This window comes from Blautia sp. AF34-10 (assembly GCF_003477865.1).
Classification (GTDB): Bacteria; Bacillota; Clostridia; order Lachnospirales; family Lachnospiraceae; genus Fusicatenibacter; species Fusicatenibacter saccharivorans.
Genome location: NZ_QUED01000004.1, coordinates 92,624 through 107,600, shown reverse-complemented (window position 1 = coordinate 107,600; position 14,977 = coordinate 92,624). Strand labels below are relative to the sequence as shown.

Annotated in this window: 12 protein-coding genes and 2 tRNA genes; 11 read left to right on the top strand and 3 right to left on the bottom strand. The window is 47.5% G+C overall.

All coding sequences use genetic code 11. The features are described from left to right. The first annotated feature begins 130 nt into the window (after nucleotides 1-130). The 10 genes from DWZ60_RS03780 to DWZ60_RS17205 all read left to right on the top strand — a co-directional run bounded on the left by DWZ60_RS03780 (nucleotide 131) and on the right by DWZ60_RS17205 (nucleotide 8,679). Nucleotides 131-1,393: a hypothetical protein gene (locus DWZ60_RS03780; RefSeq protein ID WP_118666535.1), complete on the top strand. Its 1,263-nt coding sequence runs from the start codon at nucleotides 131-133 to the stop codon at nucleotides 1,391-1,393. A gap of 151 nt (nucleotides 1,394-1,544) precedes the next feature. Next, the gene (locus tag DWZ60_RS03775; RefSeq protein WP_118666536.1) at nucleotides 1,545-1,910 is read left to right on the top strand and encodes a DnaB-like helicase C-terminal domain-containing protein; all 366 of its coding nucleotides are present in this window, start codon (nucleotides 1,545-1,547) and stop codon (nucleotides 1,908-1,910) included. Nucleotides 1,911-2,039: 129 nt separating this feature from the next. Further along, entirely contained in the window at nucleotides 2,040-2,396 is a 357-nt protein-coding gene (locus DWZ60_RS03770) for a DUF7352 domain-containing protein (protein WP_055220036.1), read from the top strand. 69 nt (nucleotides 2,397-2,465) lie between these two features. Next, entirely contained in the window at nucleotides 2,466-4,520 is a 2,055-nt protein-coding gene (locus DWZ60_RS03765; protein ID WP_119221255.1) for an AAA family ATPase, read from the top strand. Nucleotides 4,521-4,727: 207 nt separating this feature from the next. Then, on the top strand, nucleotides 4,728-5,354 hold the full coding sequence (locus tag DWZ60_RS03760) for an HD domain-containing protein (RefSeq protein ID WP_119221254.1): 627 nt from the start codon (nucleotides 4,728-4,730) through the stop codon (nucleotides 5,352-5,354). A 345-nt stretch (nucleotides 5,355-5,699) separates the two neighbouring features. After that, nucleotides 5,700-5,822, top strand: a tRNA-Phe gene (locus tag DWZ60_RS17210). Between the two features lie 212 nt (nucleotides 5,823-6,034). Continuing rightward, nucleotides 6,035-6,424, top strand: coding sequence for a DUF2828 family protein (locus DWZ60_RS17815; RefSeq protein WP_243038195.1), 390 nt, complete (start codon nucleotides 6,035-6,037; stop codon nucleotides 6,422-6,424). Continuing rightward, nucleotides 6,421-7,494 carry a DUF2828 family protein gene (locus tag DWZ60_RS03755; protein WP_243038194.1) on the top strand — a complete coding sequence of 358 codons (1,074 nt, stop codon included), beginning with the start codon at nucleotides 6,421-6,423 and terminating at the stop codon, nucleotides 7,492-7,494. Before DWZ60_RS17815 ends, DWZ60_RS03755 begins: the two co-directional genes overlap by 4 nt. A 204-nt stretch (nucleotides 7,495-7,698) precedes the next feature. Further along, nucleotides 7,699-8,280, top strand: coding sequence for a hypothetical protein (locus DWZ60_RS03750; protein ID WP_147397716.1), 582 nt, complete (start codon nucleotides 7,699-7,701; stop codon nucleotides 8,278-8,280). Nucleotides 8,281-8,560: 280 nt separating this feature from the next. Continuing rightward, a tRNA-Phe gene (locus tag DWZ60_RS17205) sits at nucleotides 8,561-8,679 on the top strand. 271 nt (nucleotides 8,680-8,950) lie between these two features. Here the strand turns inward: DWZ60_RS17205 and DWZ60_RS03745 are convergent. Genes DWZ60_RS03745 through DWZ60_RS03735 form a run of 3 tightly spaced genes read right to left on the bottom strand, consistent with a single transcriptional unit; the run spans nucleotide 8,951 to nucleotide 11,972 of the window. After that, nucleotides 8,951-10,138 carry a pyridoxal phosphate-dependent aminotransferase gene (locus DWZ60_RS03745; RefSeq protein WP_119221252.1) on the bottom strand — a complete coding sequence of 396 codons (1,188 nt, stop codon included), beginning with the start codon at nucleotides 10,136-10,138 and terminating at the stop codon, nucleotides 8,951-8,953. Between the two features lie 55 nt (nucleotides 10,139-10,193). Beyond that, complete coding sequence (locus DWZ60_RS03740) at nucleotides 10,194-10,847, bottom strand: glycerol-3-phosphate acyltransferase (protein ID WP_055228116.1); 654 nt, start codon at nucleotides 10,845-10,847, stop codon at nucleotides 10,194-10,196. A 9-nt stretch (nucleotides 10,848-10,856) separates the two neighbouring features. Beyond that, entirely contained in the window at nucleotides 10,857-11,972 is a 1,116-nt protein-coding gene (locus tag DWZ60_RS03735) for an MGDG synthase family glycosyltransferase (protein WP_119221251.1), read from the bottom strand. Nucleotides 11,973-12,377: 405 nt separating this feature from the next. Between DWZ60_RS03735 and DWZ60_RS03730 the strand changes: the two genes are divergently transcribed. After that, nucleotides 12,378-14,804 (top strand): glycoside hydrolase family 3 protein, encoded by a 2,427-nt coding sequence (locus tag DWZ60_RS03730; protein ID WP_119221250.1) that lies wholly within the window; start codon nucleotides 12,378-12,380, stop codon nucleotides 14,802-14,804. Nucleotides 14,805-14,977: the final 173 nt, after the last annotated feature.

Genomic DNA, 14,977 nt, shown 5'->3' with positions numbered 1-14,977 from the left:
CTTTGCGAAGCAAAATTTTAAATGAGAGCTGTGAATGTTCCAGTTCGCTGGGGCCGAGTGAACTGGGACGAGCTGGGAACAGAGTAGTCAAATATTTTTCATTCAACAAAAAGGAAAGAAGGCTAGACATATGGATAGAGATCATACTTTTGATTTACCGGATTTAACAGAAGATTTCTGGAAAACAGTTGTGTTTGCACAGAAGGAACATCCTTCTGGAATGGGAGGCCCGGGCTGTGTATGGCTGGTCAGCGAAGACGGCAAAGTATACTTTTTCGGTTTTGAAGAGACACCATTTTACAAATGCGACGAGCTTTTTCCGATCTTTGAGACGACCGATGAAAGAATTGGCTGGCATTACAAATACAAAGCAGAAGATCACGGATGGAAATATCTGGAGAAAGAAAATGCACTGATCCGGGAAGATATTCTGGATGCTTACAGCAAAGCGGCTGCAGAGGAGAAACAGACAAATGAAAAGTTCTGGTATTTGTATGGACCCAAGCTGGCAGGATTGGCAATTGGTGTGGATCATCTGGAACGGTATGATTATATTGGAAGCGTTCTTTACATGGAAAAAATAGAACAGGAAATGGCGGAGCATCAGAAAACATGGGAAAAAGACAAGCTGACGGAGAACGAATTTGACTGGAAACCGATGCATATGAACAATATTCCGGACAATCCCGAGATGGGTGTTTACGCACTGCTGATGAGAAGGGATGACGAAAAAATCAAGGGTGTAAAATACTCAATTCTGTATCAGTACGAGGAAAGCAGTCCTATGCTGTTTGACAGTGATGCAGAGATAGAAGCGTATATTCTTTTCTGTGAGGATTACGATGATATCATCGGTCCGTGGGACTATCATTCCGTCAGCAGACAGGAATGTGCAGAGCTTTACGGAAAAGAAAATCATTTCCCACCAGAGCTGGCATATTATGACTGGATCACGTTTTCGGATGGTGATATTCACAGTTTCGGCAGATTTCTCCGCACATTCCAGAGTCTGGAAGAAGCCAAAGAATACGCGATGTATTATGCCAACGTGAACAGCGGCGGAATCAACAGGAAAACAATTCTGAAACAGGAAGAGGAATCCAGAATGGAAGACCATGCAAACCGCATTGCGCATTACGAGGCATATCAGATGTATCGAAAGCATTATAAAGAAATTCTGGATGCTATCAGCGAAGAAAACTGTTTCCCGGATTCCTGCAGCGGAGGCGGTGTGTATCTGCGGGATGCAATTTTAAAGAAAGTACCGGAAATCACAGAAGAACAGCTCAGGATAATCTGGAGAGAACTTCCATTTGTGCTCGAGAAGAGAACGCAGGAATGGATTGAACGGGAAAAGCAGTTCAGTGAGAACTATATCCGGAAGCATAGATAAGAGAAAAAGGATGGAGGAAAAGAAGGATGATTTTCCTGGCGGGATCTGAGGCGAGCGGAAAAACGAAAAAAGCGTTTGCATATGGCTGGAAAGAGCGAAAAACCAGCGAGGATGGAGTTCTCTTTTTTCACTGTAGCATGAAAAGAAGGAGATGTGGAAGATTCTGCAGAGCATGTACGGGCAGGAGGAGCTTTCCAAGATAGAAATTGATGATACACCAGCGATAATGGTGGAGAGAATGGCAGAAATCATAGCGCAGAAAGCAGAGAATGGAGCAATTTCTGTTTTTGTGATTGATGAAGTGTCGATGATGACGAGCAGGAAAAACTTTACCGACAGAAAAGAAGAGCTGCGGTATATGATTGGTCTGCTGAAAAAATGTGAGAAAAAAGAACGTGTTGTGATTGTAGCTGTTATTCCGGTATCGAAATACTGTACAGAAATGCAGAAGAAAAAAGAAGTGAGTACCTGTTATGGAGAAATAGAAAAACCAGAAAATTGTCTGGTTTTCGTATAGACAAGAACCTGTCCACATACGGAATACGGCTGGTGGTAAGATGACAGATAGAAAAAGATAATAAAAGGTTCCGGTTTCAAAAAACAGTGAATCGGAACAATAGGAGTTCGTAGGGATGGAGGAAAGCAAATGCTGATTTACAAAGAACAATTACCAGAAGATACCATGGATGTCCGGCTGCTGGAACTGCCGTTTTCAACGGTGGAAGCAGCAAGAAAAGCAGTTTTAAAAATAGACATGCAGTATGGCACTCCGTGTATGTGGTATCAGGCAGATGCGGAGGAACAATGCTTGATCAGCGGGAAAAAGAACTCATTTTTGGTAATGGCGATCGGAACAGGGCATGACTGGGGGCATGTTCTGTCACGTGATGGTTATATTGGAACGGCATTATTATATGACGGTGCACTGGTATTGCATTATTTTCTGCTGGAAAAGCCGAACACGGAAAAGACAGAGACTGAAAAACAGGAAACGAAACAGTAAGAAAATACTTGCAGATAAGATACTCAAGGAATACAAAAAAACCGGACAGGACCAGGGAGGTATCATCGAATGATTCTTTACAAATACACGGCAGACTGTTCAAAACTGAATCTGGACCAGGAAGGTACAACGAAGGAAGGATATGAGGGCCTCTATCCCCGGCGAAGTGACATTGCGGAATGGAACAGTAAATTTTACACAGCCTACCGTACAGAAAAGAAGTTTTTCATTATGATCAGTGATATTCGGAAGGATAAGATGACGATTGTAGCTGAACTTGAAATGGAAGTGGATCCTCGGGAATGTGTGGATTATATTCGGAAGATACTGCCGGAAATGGAGCTGCTTGCATGTGAGGAAATCACAAGTGATGAGTTTTACAAAGAAATGGTCCGGACAGAACGGAATAACTGGACGGAGTGCTATATCCGGTCAATGAAAGAGGACTTAAAGCTTGCTACGGAACCGGAGCACAGCTATTATGAACCTGTTGCGTATCAGGTAAGTGAACGGATTTACACGTCCCAAGATATGAACAGACAAAAGCAGTCAGAACAGATGCAGGAAATTATGGCATCGGAGAGTTTCTATGAAGAGATGGAGCGGATTTATGCTCTGGAAAATGAAAAACGTTTTGTTGGGCATCCCGTGCATTATCTGATCACAGCCGGGGACAAAGCGGCTGCGGATGATATGATTGATATTCTGATTCCAGCCCTTCTGGAGAATCAGAGACTGCTGAGTGGCAGGGCTTATGATGTACAGAAGATGACACATAAAGCAGAACAGGAAGGAAATTTTGAAAATATTTTCTCCGGTGCCAAAGGTGGTACGGTGATCTTAAGTCTGGAAGGTGAAAAGAGTACCGGAATGTATGCCACCGGCAATTATGATCTGGCGAAAGCACTTGGGAATAAGCTGAATGAGTATGGAAATTCTACCTTATTTATCTTTGTAGATATTTCCGGAAACCGCAGTGTATCGGATGATACGATAGCGGAAATTCTTTCCAATGCGGATCTGATTCAAATTCAGGAAGGCCAGGGAGATCTGAAGCGGGCGTCTGCTTATCTGAAACGTCTGGCGGAGAAAACGGAGTATCACGATTACACGATAGACGAGCTGACGCAGTATCTCCCGAAAGAGAAGAAGCTGTATTCGGTTTCGGATATTTATAACGCTTACAACCGCTGGTATGGCCGCGGATTGAAAACCCATATCTACAAGGCCTATAAGGAAAAAGACCTGATCAAAATTGAGCTGAAAAAGAAGACAGATAAGCCTTACCTGGAGCTGCAGAAAATGGTAGGCCTGTCGGAGGTAAAGAAAGTGACAGACGAGATTCTGGCGGCGGCCAAGATGCAGAAAATGCGGAAACAGATGGGTCTTTCGGGAGTTCAGTCATCCATGCATATGCTGTTTTCCGGAAATCCAGGGACAGCAAAGACAACCGTGGCGCGTCTGCTATCCCAGGTCTTGAAGGAAGAGGAAGTGCTGAAATATGGCCACATTGTAGAGTGCGGCAGACAGGATCTGGTCGGAAAATATGTCGGCTGGACGGCACAGATTGTTGAGAGTAAATTTCAGGCGGCGCGTGGCGGCATTCTGTTTATCGATGAGGCGTATTCTCTTGTAGAAGACAACCGCACGTATGGCGCCGAGGCGATCAATACCATTGTGCAGGAGATGGAGAATTACCGGGATGAGGTCATTGTCATTTTTGCAGGATATCCGGAGAAGATGAAGGAGTTTCTGGAGCAGAATGAAGGTCTTGCAAGCCGCATTGCCTTTCACCTGAATTTCCCGGATTACTCACCGGTAGAACTGACGCAGATTCTGGATCTGATGCTGGAAAAATCGGAATACCGGATGGACGAAAGAACAAGGGAAAAATGCTTTTCCATCTGCGCCGATGCCTGTCGGGAAGAAAATTACGGCAATGGACGGTTTGTCAGAAACCTGCTGGACCACGCTATCATGCGCCAGGCAGACCGCCTCATTCGGGAACATCAGAATGGTACGCTGGAAAAAGAGGAGGCCTGTCTTCTGACGGCGGACGATTTCGAGATGATCGGCCTGAAAAAGAAACCGCAGAGCCGGCAGATCGGATTTTGTGCCGGGTGAACAGCATAAAAAATCAGCAAAAAAAATTAAACCAGCGGTTAAGTGCAGAAAACGAAAGCATGTGATACAGTATATACATGAAGATTGCGGGAGTGCAAAGCACGTAGCAATCTGGTATCAAAGGGGTCAAAAAACCTTTTGCCCCCAACGTCTATATATAACAAAACACAGATATTCACAAAAAGACCAGAAAGGGGGAGTGAACACATGAAGTTAAGCGAGCTGTTGAATGTGTTGAAAACAGCAGAAACTGCGGAAGAGATGGATGTGAGACGAGAAGAAATCGCAGCGCTGATTCCGGCCGTACGAACCATGTTTGGCTATGATCAGAAGAACAGTGCACATCAGTATGACTTATGGATGCATTCCCTCCATGTGGTCTGCAATCTTCCGCGGAGGATGGAAAATGACATGGTCTATCTGGCGGCGCTGCTGCACGATATCGGAAAGCCGGAAGCGCAGTGCAGGGGAAAACGCGAGGGTGATCCGGACATGCATTACTACGGTCATCCCGAAAAAAGCATGGAAATCGTGCGCGACGTCGTGGTCCCGGAGCTGGACCGGCAGGGGTATGTGATTCCGTGTTTCGATGTACAGGAGCTCCTGTATTATGTGAAGTATCATGATGACCACGTCAGTGTGAAATTAAAGCACGTCAGACGCCATACGAAAATGGCCAGCTTTGCGATGTTTCAAAACCTGATGCTGCTACAGCTGGCAGATGCCAAAGCACATATCCAGATCCCTGTTATCGCCGAACGGGCAGAAATCTGCGGACGGCTTGCCGGGGAGGAAGGCAGACTTCTCTATCAGAAAATTCTGGATGGGGAGTAGGCTGATGAGCCGAAGCTGTAAAAAAACGCCCGTCAGCAAAGGCCGATGCAAAAATTTCCGTTGGGCAAAGCGCGCGGCAAATAAGAGGGTTCGACGGGCGAAAACACTGTGGGGAAAATCAAAAGCATTTCGAAAAATTTCTGAGACATGGGATATCTGCGACTGGAAATTTTACGGTGAGAGACCCTGAAATCCGAATCGGGAAGAAAAAAATCACTGGGGAAAATGCTATTACAGAAAATGATCTGGAAAAGATGCATGAAACCATGGATGAATTATGAATCAAGATCCCGAAAGGAAATCCTGAGCTGGGGACAGAAGACAGAAACACTAAAATAACAGAATAAGGCGGTAGTTTAACGGGCAAAACCTGTGCAGAAAAAAAGGGTTCATGTTTGTGGAACACACAGCAACTTTTTGAGGAGAATAGGGAGGCACAGAATGCAGGTTCAAGTCCTGCCCGCCTTACGCGAGTGAGGTAGCTTAAAAGAAAGAGCGCGAAAAAACGGTCATGTGCGTGACCGTAACGGCAAACTTTTTTCCAGTGGTAATGGCGAAGATGCCGGTTCAAATCCGGCCCTCACTCAGAAAAAAACAGAAGAGCAAACGAGAAAGAATGGAGTCCACAGATCCAGAAAAGGATGTATGGAGAAAACAGTGGAAGGAAAGGAGCGGCAGCGATGGATTTTGCAGAATGGATACGGGAGCAGGCGACAAAAACTTATACAGAAAATGGAGCAGCAGCACGGAACACAACCGGTGATGCGCGGCTGGATCTGTTTGCGACAATTGGATCCCTGCGCAGAGCGGATCCGGAAAGAATTGAGCTTCTGTTTGCGGAAGCATATCAGGCAGACCCGCTGTTCGCGTTGAAAATCCTGTTTTATGCGCGTGATATCCGGGAAGGTCTCGGCGAGAGACGTGTCTTTCGGATTCTACTACAGTATCTTGCCGAGTACCATCCGCAGGCAGTCATTGCCAACCTTGACCTGATTGGTGTTTTCGGCCGTTTTGACGACTGGTACTGCCTGATCGGACTGGCGTTGAGGACGAGATGTGGAGTGCCATGAAGCAGCAGCTGGAAGCAGATCTGAAAAACTTCCAGGAGGGAAAAAGCGTTTCCCTGCTTGCTAAATGGATCAAAACGGCAGACTCTAAAAATACGGAGACGAGAAAACTCGGCATTCTGACGGCGCAGAAACTCGGCTATCCGGTTTACAACTTCAAAAGAATCGTCCGTTCCCTGCGGAAATATATCGGTGTGCTGGAAGTGAAAATGTCAGAAGGAAAGTGGGAGGAGATCGTTTACCCGGAGGTCTCCGGAAGAGCCATGATGATTTACAGGAACGCATTTCGAAAACATGATGAAAAGCGTTTTAACCAGTATCTGGCGAAGGCACTGGATGGAAAAGAAAAGATTCATGCGGAGACGCTGTACCCGTACGATCTCGTGGAAAAAGTTCTGTATGGACGTCAATGGAATCAGGTATTGGAGGCGCAGTGGAGGCAGCTGCCGGATTATGTGGCGCAGGAAACGAATGCAATTGTCATTGCAGATGTTTCCGGTTCCATGAGTGGAAGACCCTTGGCGACATCCATTGGTCTTGCTATTTACTTTGCAGAGCGGAACCGGGGCGCTTACCACAATCTTTTCATGACGTTCAGCCAGAAGCCGGAATTTGTTTCTCTGAGAGGGGAAACCCTGTTGCAGAAAATCAAATACGTCGAGCGTACGGAATGGGGGATGAATACTAATCTTCAGGCTGCATTTGAGCGGGTTCTGGAAACAGCGATGGATCACGATGTACCGCCGGAAGAAATGCCGAAAGCGCTGATCGTTGTATCTGACATGGAGATCGACAGATGCGGAGACCGCAATTGGATGTTTTATGATCATATGAAAGAAAAGTACGAGTATTGCGGCTACCAATTGCCGAATATTATTTTCTGGAATGTAGACAGCCGAAACGATATTTTCCATGCCGACAGTCGGAGAAAAGGTGTCCAGCTATACAGCGGCCAGTCGGTTACGACATTCCAGAATCTCCTGAACAATATTGACAGCACACCGGTCAAATCGATGGAAAAAGTGATTGAGAGCGAGCGGTACGCATGCGTCAGAACTGGAAATGCGGCATGAAAATGTTAAAGTTAGCAGTATGGATAGAAAGCTTTCAAAAGATGTAAAGCTGATATTGGAAAATAGAATGTAGAAGAATAAAGGAAAAGAGGACACTATGGCATCAAGCATGATTCACTTGGCAATTGTACAGGAGATGAGAAAGAAAGTCTCGTTTCGAGATATCAACGCCTGTTCCTTGGGGTGATTCTGCCGGATGGGGCGGTGGCGGGAAATAGCCATTTAAAGAAGAAAATCTGCGAAAATACCAGATACACATACGATCTCGAATTTTTCCGCGACAGATACGGGAAATACATGGAGAAGGATGATTTATATCTCGGCTATTATCTTCATCTGATCCAGGATATGCTATATCGGAGATTTATGTATGGGGAGCATGGCTGGAATTCGAGCGTTCCTGGAAATGTAGAAAAACTGCATCGGGACTACGAGATATTAAATGAATATGTTTCGAAAAAATATGGACTTTTCCAGGAAATGATCCAGGAGCTGGATCTTACAGAAGAGCCATTGGCACAGCTTGCTGAATTCGATGTGAAAGGTCTTATAAAAGAAGTCCGCGGGGAATTCGTCCAGAGAAAAGAAGAGAAATTGTCCATCCTTACCAGACAAATGGCCAACGAGTACATCGTACGCGCGACGGAATTCTGCGTGGAAGAGCTAAAGGCACTGTCCAAAGGGAAATCAGGTCTGGACAGTACTGTGTGGAGCTGGGAAAAACCAGAAAACATATCACATGAAAAATTAAACCAGAAGTTAAATGCAAAAATCGAAAATATGTAATATAGTATATACAGAACAAAGCACGGACATTCACAAAAAGAACAGAGACGTGCAGAAAGCAGGAATGCAGCAGACACATTTATGAGTGCAGACCGCAGGCATACAATGTGGGATGTATGAAGCCATGGATGAATTATGAACCAAGGTCTCTGAAGGAAATCCTGAGCTTTAGAGAGAAGGCTGAGGCAGGAAAATAGCATCTCCACCGATGATATAAAGCAAGTCAGAGTGGAACAGCATTTGATACACATCAGTATCCACAAAAAATGTGGCTGAAAATAAGGCGGTAGTTTAACGGGCAAAACCTGTGCAGAAAAATGTTTCATGTTTGTGGAACGTACAGCAAATTTTTCGTAGAGGATAAGGCACAGAATGCAGGTTCAAGTCCTGCCCGCCTTATGCGATTGAGATAGCTCAAAAGAAAGGAGCGGCAGCGATGGAACAGATCATCGAAAGCGAGCGGTATGCGTGTGTCAGAACAGGGATGTGGAAGAAAAGATGTAAAGTTGTGATTGGAAAACAGGATGTAGGAGAATAAAAGAAAAACGGACGCTGCGTTTCAAAGATGAAGCAGTGTCTGTTTTTTACTATATGTAAGATACCGGGGTCAAAGGGGTCAAAAAGCCTTTTGACCCCAACATCTATTTAAGAAAAGTTGACAGTTGAAAAATTATCCAAAATACTCTCCCGCCAGTTCCTTAAACGCCGGCAGTGCCCGCTTAATCTGCGCAGTAGTAACGCAGTAAGCAATCCGCACGAATCCCGGTGCACCGAAGTCATCGCCGGGTACAAGAAGAAGTTCGTACTTTTTCGCTTTCTCACAGAACGCATACGCATCCGGTTCCGGAGTTTTCATGAAGAGATAGAAAGCGCCGTCCGGGTGAACGCAGGTGAAGCCGTAGGCGGTTAATGAATCATACAGCAGATCGCGGTTTTTCTTGTAGACCGAAAGATCCGAAACCTGTCCTGCGCATTTGGCGATGACGTGTTGGATCAGGCTTGGTGCGCAGACGAAGCCGAGGGCGCGTCCGGCACCGCAGACGGCTGCGTAGATGGTTCTTGCATCATCGACCTCATCCGGAACGAGAACGTAGCCGATACGCTCGCCCGGCAGGGAGAGGGATTTGCTGTAGGAGTAGCAGACCAGCGTGTTTTTGTAATATTTTGTCAGATACGGAACTTCCACGTCTCCGTAGACAAGCTCGCGGTACGGTTCATCAACGATCAGATAAATCGGATGGCCGTATTCGGCAGATTTTGCTTCCAGAAAAGCAGCGAGCTTCTGAATGCTTTCTTCTGTGTAGACAACGCCGGACGGATTGTTCGGGGAATTGACGAAAACACCTTTGGTGTGCGCTGTGACAGCGGCCGAGAGGCGGTCAAAGTCGATCTGGAACGTGGAAGAATCAGTCGGCGTTTCGATCATGGCTGCGCCTGCAGATTCGATGAAAACACGGTATTCCGGAAAGTACGGGGTAAATACGATATACTCGTCGCCCGGAACGGTTAAAGCGCCAAGGACGATGCGGAGCGAAGCGGCTGCACCGCAGGTCATATAGAAGTTGTCGGCGTGGAACGTGGTACCAAAGCGTTTGTTCAGGTCGGCTGCAACGGCGGCGCGGGTATCGGCATCGCCCTGCGCGGAGGTGTAGCCGAAGAGATAGTAATCGTCTTTGGAATCGAGCAGCTCCTTGATGGTCTCATGAACGGAGGCCGGAGCCGGCACGTTTGGGTTTCCGATACTGAAATCAAAGACGTTTTCTGAGCCGATCTCGGCAGCGCGTTTTTTACTGTATTCGAAAATTTCGCGGATTACCGATTTTTTTGTGCCGAGAGTTACCATTTTTTCTGAAATCATGTGTCAATCCTCCTGAAGTAAATTGTTTGCCGCTGTTTTAAATGAACTGTAAATATTATTCTTTTTTCTGCTTTTTCCTTATTTTAGCAGACAAAGACTGAATTGTAAATGCAGCATTTTCGGTCTCATGCTCCCGCAGGCTGAAAAGATGGCGGAAGCACACCACGAGTGATACCAGCAGACTGCCGAGCCGCACGGACGGAAGAAAGCGGGAAATTTGTGCGGCAACGGCAAACCCGGAGAACGAAACGATCGAGCGCAGACTGTGTGGCTGGATAATGAGAATCAACGAAAACGTCAGATAAAACGCCGCCAGAAGAAGCGCCGGCCGCAGATCCGGCAGGAGGCCGAGCAGCACGCCGAACGAGACAGAGATCGCCTTTCCGCCTTTCGCAGGCTGCAGAAACGGCCATGCGTGTCCGGCCACCGGGGCGAGCAGAATCAGGGCGAAAATCCAGGAACCCATCGAAACAGCGGAACTGTGCGCCGCCAGAAACACCGGCAGAAATCCCTTCCCGATATCGCACAGGACGCAGAGCAGTCCAATCCGCGGTCCGGCCACTGAAAAGGCGTTGAAGGCACCGGGATTCTGATCTTCATTCACAGTTCGGACATCCACGTGGCAGAAGTATTTTGGAATCAGGTACGAATACAGTACGCTGCCCGAGAGGTACCCGAAGAAACTATAAAACAAATAAGCAGTAAGCATCATAAGCAGTTACTCCGAAACTAATTTTTCCAAAAGGTGTGTAATTGACGTTCCCGCCTGCGGATGGCTGTTTTTTCGCTGGGCATCGCGCATCGCAATCTGACGTGCATCATCGCAGGCAAGCGAAATACCGGCCTCTGCCAGCTCTTTCTGATGTGCGCCGGTCACGGACATTCCGCGTGAGACAAAAAAAGCACGGTTTTTTGTTTCGCAACCCGGAATCGGATCAGTGTGGACGAGCGGAACGCGCCGCACAGCGGCCTCGGTACTGCTTAAGCCCCCGGGCTTTGTAAACAGCACATCGGCAGCGGCCATATATTCCGCAACGTGGCGTGTAAAACCGATGATATGTACATTTGGGTTCTTATGGAACTGCAGCCGGAGCGAACGCATCCGTTTTTTATTATTTCCGCAGATGATCACAGCCTGTTCGCCGTTTTCCAGCCGGGAAACGAGTTCATGTGCGAGCAGATGCACTTTGCCGAATCCCATACTGCCGCTCATGACGAGAAACAGCGGAGGATTCTCGGGAAGACCGAGATGGCGGCGCACATCCTCTTTGGATGCAGGGCGCGCAAATGCGGGCCGCACCGGAATACCGAGAGGAAGCAGTTTTTCTTCCGGGATACCGCAGGATGCAAACTCCGGGATCAGATCCTTGTGCGGAACCACATAGTAATCGCAGTTCGTCTCTTCCCAGAACGGAATGCACGCGTAATCGGTGGCAACGGCAACGCAGGGAATCGTCAGCCGTCCTTTCTGTTTCATCCAGGTCAGTGTTTCCGCCGGATAAAGATGTGTGGTGACAACGGCATTAAAATGGTTTTGATCAATATAATCTGCAAGCGCATTTCCAAGCCGCGCATTTGCATAGTAAACGGGGGATTTCCAGGGAAATTTCCGTACCAGCTCACCAAGCTGATAGAGTGCGCCGAAGCCGGCCGGAAAAACGGAGACGAGCTTCACATAAGCTCCGCCGACCAGTGCGGAGGTATGCTTTCGCCCGAGGCTCATCAGATCCAGAACCTCGGCTTCGTGGTGATAAAAATTCAGACTTTCTTTTAATGCAGAGGCCGCAGCATTGTGGCCACCGCCAGTATTGCAGGATAAAATCAGTACCTTCATAAGAAAACTCCATTCTTTTGTTGTATCCCAAAGAGAACCTGAAAAAGGGGATGCCGATGATTTGTTTTCAGACACGCTTTAGTATAGAACGCTGTTATTTTTCGGACAATCCACAAAATGAGAAAAGTGTCTGATATAACAGAAAAGCGACAGACAGCAGAAACACCGGGGAGACGCAGAGGGAGCATCCACCTACGGATCAAGATATTGAGAGAAAGGAAAGAAACGACGAATGCCTGAAAAATTGGCAAAATAGAATAAAATCAAAAGAAAAAGAAACGAAAAACAGGATAAAATGCTGAAAAATCAATTGACATCCACTCCAAAACTTCGTATCATAAAGACAGAATGGGGCGCGTTCGGAAAGCGATCTGCGCACCGGAAAATACAGGAGGTAAGCTTAAAATGGGTAAATGGCAGAGAAGTCTTTACCAGCCGGTTCTGCCGCTGGGAAAAGACGGAAAAAGGGTAACAGGAAGCGCTGAACATATCGCACTTTCCAGAAAAGCAGCAGGCGAGGGTATGGTTCTGGTAAAAAACGAGAACGACACACTGCCGCTCGCAAAAGGCACAAAGGTAGCCTTATTCGGAAAAGGAACGATTGATTACGTAAAAGGCGGCGGAAGCGGTGACGTTACGGTCGAGTATATCCGCAACTTCTACGAAGGCATGAAGATCAAAGAAGCCGAGGGGGAGGTTTCTCTGTTCCATGAACTTCCGGAATTCTATGAGAAAAATGTAAAAGAACAGTATGCTGCAGGTGCTGTACCGGGCATGACAAGAGAGCCGGAAGTACCGGACGAGCTGGTACAGAAAGCAAAAGCATATACCGATACCGCAATCATCACCATCTGCCGCTTCTCCGGCGAGGGCTGGGACCGCAAATGCCAGATCACCGAGGAAGGCTATGAGCTGTTTGAGGATGAGAAAAAACAGATCGAGCTGAGCGCCAGCATCTTCGAAAACGGCGACTTCTGCCTGACAAACGGCGAAGCAGCCATGGTAGAAAAAGTAAAAGCAAACTTTAAAAATGTCATCGTTGTCATGAACGTCGGCGGTATGGTTGATACCAGCTGGTTCAAAGACTGCAAAGAGATTCCGGCGGTGCTGATGGCATGGCAGGGCGGCATGGAAGGCGGCCTCGCGGCAGCGGACGTTGTAACAGGCGACGTCAACCCATCCGGTAAACTGGTTGATACCTACGCAGCAACCCTCGAGGATTATCCATCCACCGAGAACTTCCATAAATCCGTTTATTACGTGGATTACAACGAGGATATCTACGTTGGTTACCGTTATTTCGAGACGATTCCGGGCGCAGCGGAGAAGGTCAATTATCCGTTCGGCTTCGGTCTTTCCTACACCAGCTTTGAGACAGAAGTTCTGGGGGCAGAAGAGAAGGATGGAAAGATTGTTGTAAAAGCAGCTGTTACCAACACCGGAAAACGTGCCGGAAAAGAAGTTGTACAGCTCTACTATGGCGCACCGCAGGGCAAGCTTGGCAAGCCGGCCAAAGAGCTTGGCGCTTACCGGAAAACAAGACTGCTGCAGCCAGGCGAGACACAGAGAGTCGTTCTTTCCTTTACAGTGGAAGATATGGCATCTTTTGATGACCTTGGAAAGGTTGCAAAATCTGCCTATGTTCTTGAGGCAGGAAGCTACGTCTTCTACGTTGGAAACAATGTAAGAGATGCGAAGAAACTGGACTTCACCTACGATCTGGCAGAGGCAGAAGTGACTGCACAGTACACCAGCCTTGCCGCTCCGCATAAGCTGGAAAAACGTCTCCTTGCGGATGGAACCTACGAAGCGCTTCCGACCGATAACGGCCCTGTCGAGGAAGAAGGACTGGAGCGTCAGGATAAGCTGACTCTGGAAGGCTTCCTCCCGGCAGTCAAAGCACAGGAGAGAAAGAGCTTTGGCGAGCTTATGGAAGCAGCAAAGACGAATCCGAACCTGATGAATGTGGTCGAAGGAAAAGAAACGCTCGACGAGTTTGTAGATAAGCTTCCGACAGAAGCACTCATTCATCTGCTCGGCGGTCAGCCGAACACAGGAGTTGCCAACACGTTTGGCATGGGAAATCTGCCTGAGTACGGCATCCCGAATATCATGACCGCAGACGGACCGGCAGGCCTTCGCATTCAGCCGCAGTGTGGCGTCAACACGACCGCATGGCCGTGTGCAACATTGCTTGCCTGCACCTGGGATCCGGAGCTGATCGAAGAGATCGGTAAAGCCGGCGGAGAGGAAGTCAAAGAAAACAATATCGGCATCTGGCTGACCCCGGCTGTCAACATTCACAGAAGCCCGCTCTGCGGAAGAAACTTTGAGTATTATTCCGAGGATCCGCTTGTAGCCGGAAAATCCGGTGCGGCAATGGTACGCGGTATGCAGTCCGAGCATATCGGGGCAAGTGTGAAACACTTCTGCTGCAACAACAAAGAAACAAACCGAAAAGACAGCGATTCCCGCGTTTCCGAGCGTGCGCTGCGTGAGATTTACCTGAAAGCCTTCGAAATCATCGTAAAAGAGGCAGATCCATACACAATCATGTCGTCCTACAACCTGATCAACGGCGTTCAGGCATCTGAGAACAAGGATCTTTTGACCGGTATTCTGCGCGGTGAGTGGGACTTTAAGGGAATGGTAACGACCGACTGGTGGACCCACGGCGAGCATTACCGCGAGACAAAAGCCGGAAATGATATCAAGATGGCAAACGGATACGAGGAGCGCGTACAGGAGGCATTTGAGAAGGGATACATCACCCGCGACGAAATCGCTCTTTGTGCAAAACGAATCCTGACCATGATTCTTCGCATGGACTGATGTGGATGCATGTGAATAAATAAAGAAAAGTGTGGATAACGCATAAAAAATCGTATGCTGTTGTGGAAAAAGCAACAGCATACGATTTTTTTACTTACACGGCAATGATCTAAGATCCGTATTTTAACAGGACCCTGGCAACCGCAGCTCACGAAAAGTCTTTTGCAGAAACG

What these genes read in the sequence shown, in the direction of transcription:
- DWZ60_RS03775 (WP_118666536.1), top strand. Translation starts at nt 1,545, where the DNA reads ATGTGGAAGATTCTGCAGAGCATGTACGGGCAGGAGGAGCTTTCCAAG.
- DWZ60_RS03740 (WP_055228116.1), bottom strand. Translation starts at nt 10,847, where the DNA reads ATGCTTACTGCTTATTTGTTTTATAGTTTCTTCGGGTACCTCTCGGGC.
- DWZ60_RS17815 (WP_243038195.1), top strand. Translation starts at nt 6,035, where the DNA reads ATGGATTTTGCAGAATGGATACGGGAGCAGGCGACAAAAACTTATACA.
- DWZ60_RS03765 (WP_119221255.1), top strand. Translation starts at nt 2,466, where the DNA reads ATGATTCTTTACAAATACACGGCAGACTGTTCAAAACTGAATCTGGAC.
- DWZ60_RS03755 (WP_243038194.1), top strand. Translation starts at nt 6,421, where the DNA reads ATGAAGCAGCAGCTGGAAGCAGATCTGAAAAACTTCCAGGAGGGAAAA.
- DWZ60_RS03735 (WP_119221251.1), bottom strand. Translation starts at nt 11,972, where the DNA reads ATGAAGGTACTGATTTTATCCTGCAATACTGGCGGTGGCCACAATGCT.
- DWZ60_RS03730 (WP_119221250.1), top strand. Translation starts at nt 12,378, where the DNA reads ATGGGTAAATGGCAGAGAAGTCTTTACCAGCCGGTTCTGCCGCTGGGA.
- DWZ60_RS03745 (WP_119221252.1), bottom strand. Translation starts at nt 10,138, where the DNA reads ATGATTTCAGAAAAAATGGTAACTCTCGGCACAAAAAAATCGGTAATC.
- DWZ60_RS03780 (WP_118666535.1), top strand. Translation starts at nt 131, where the DNA reads ATGGATAGAGATCATACTTTTGATTTACCGGATTTAACAGAAGATTTC.
- DWZ60_RS03760 (WP_119221254.1), top strand. Translation starts at nt 4,728, where the DNA reads ATGAAGTTAAGCGAGCTGTTGAATGTGTTGAAAACAGCAGAAACTGCG.
- DWZ60_RS03770 (WP_055220036.1), top strand. Translation starts at nt 2,040, where the DNA reads ATGCTGATTTACAAAGAACAATTACCAGAAGATACCATGGATGTCCGG.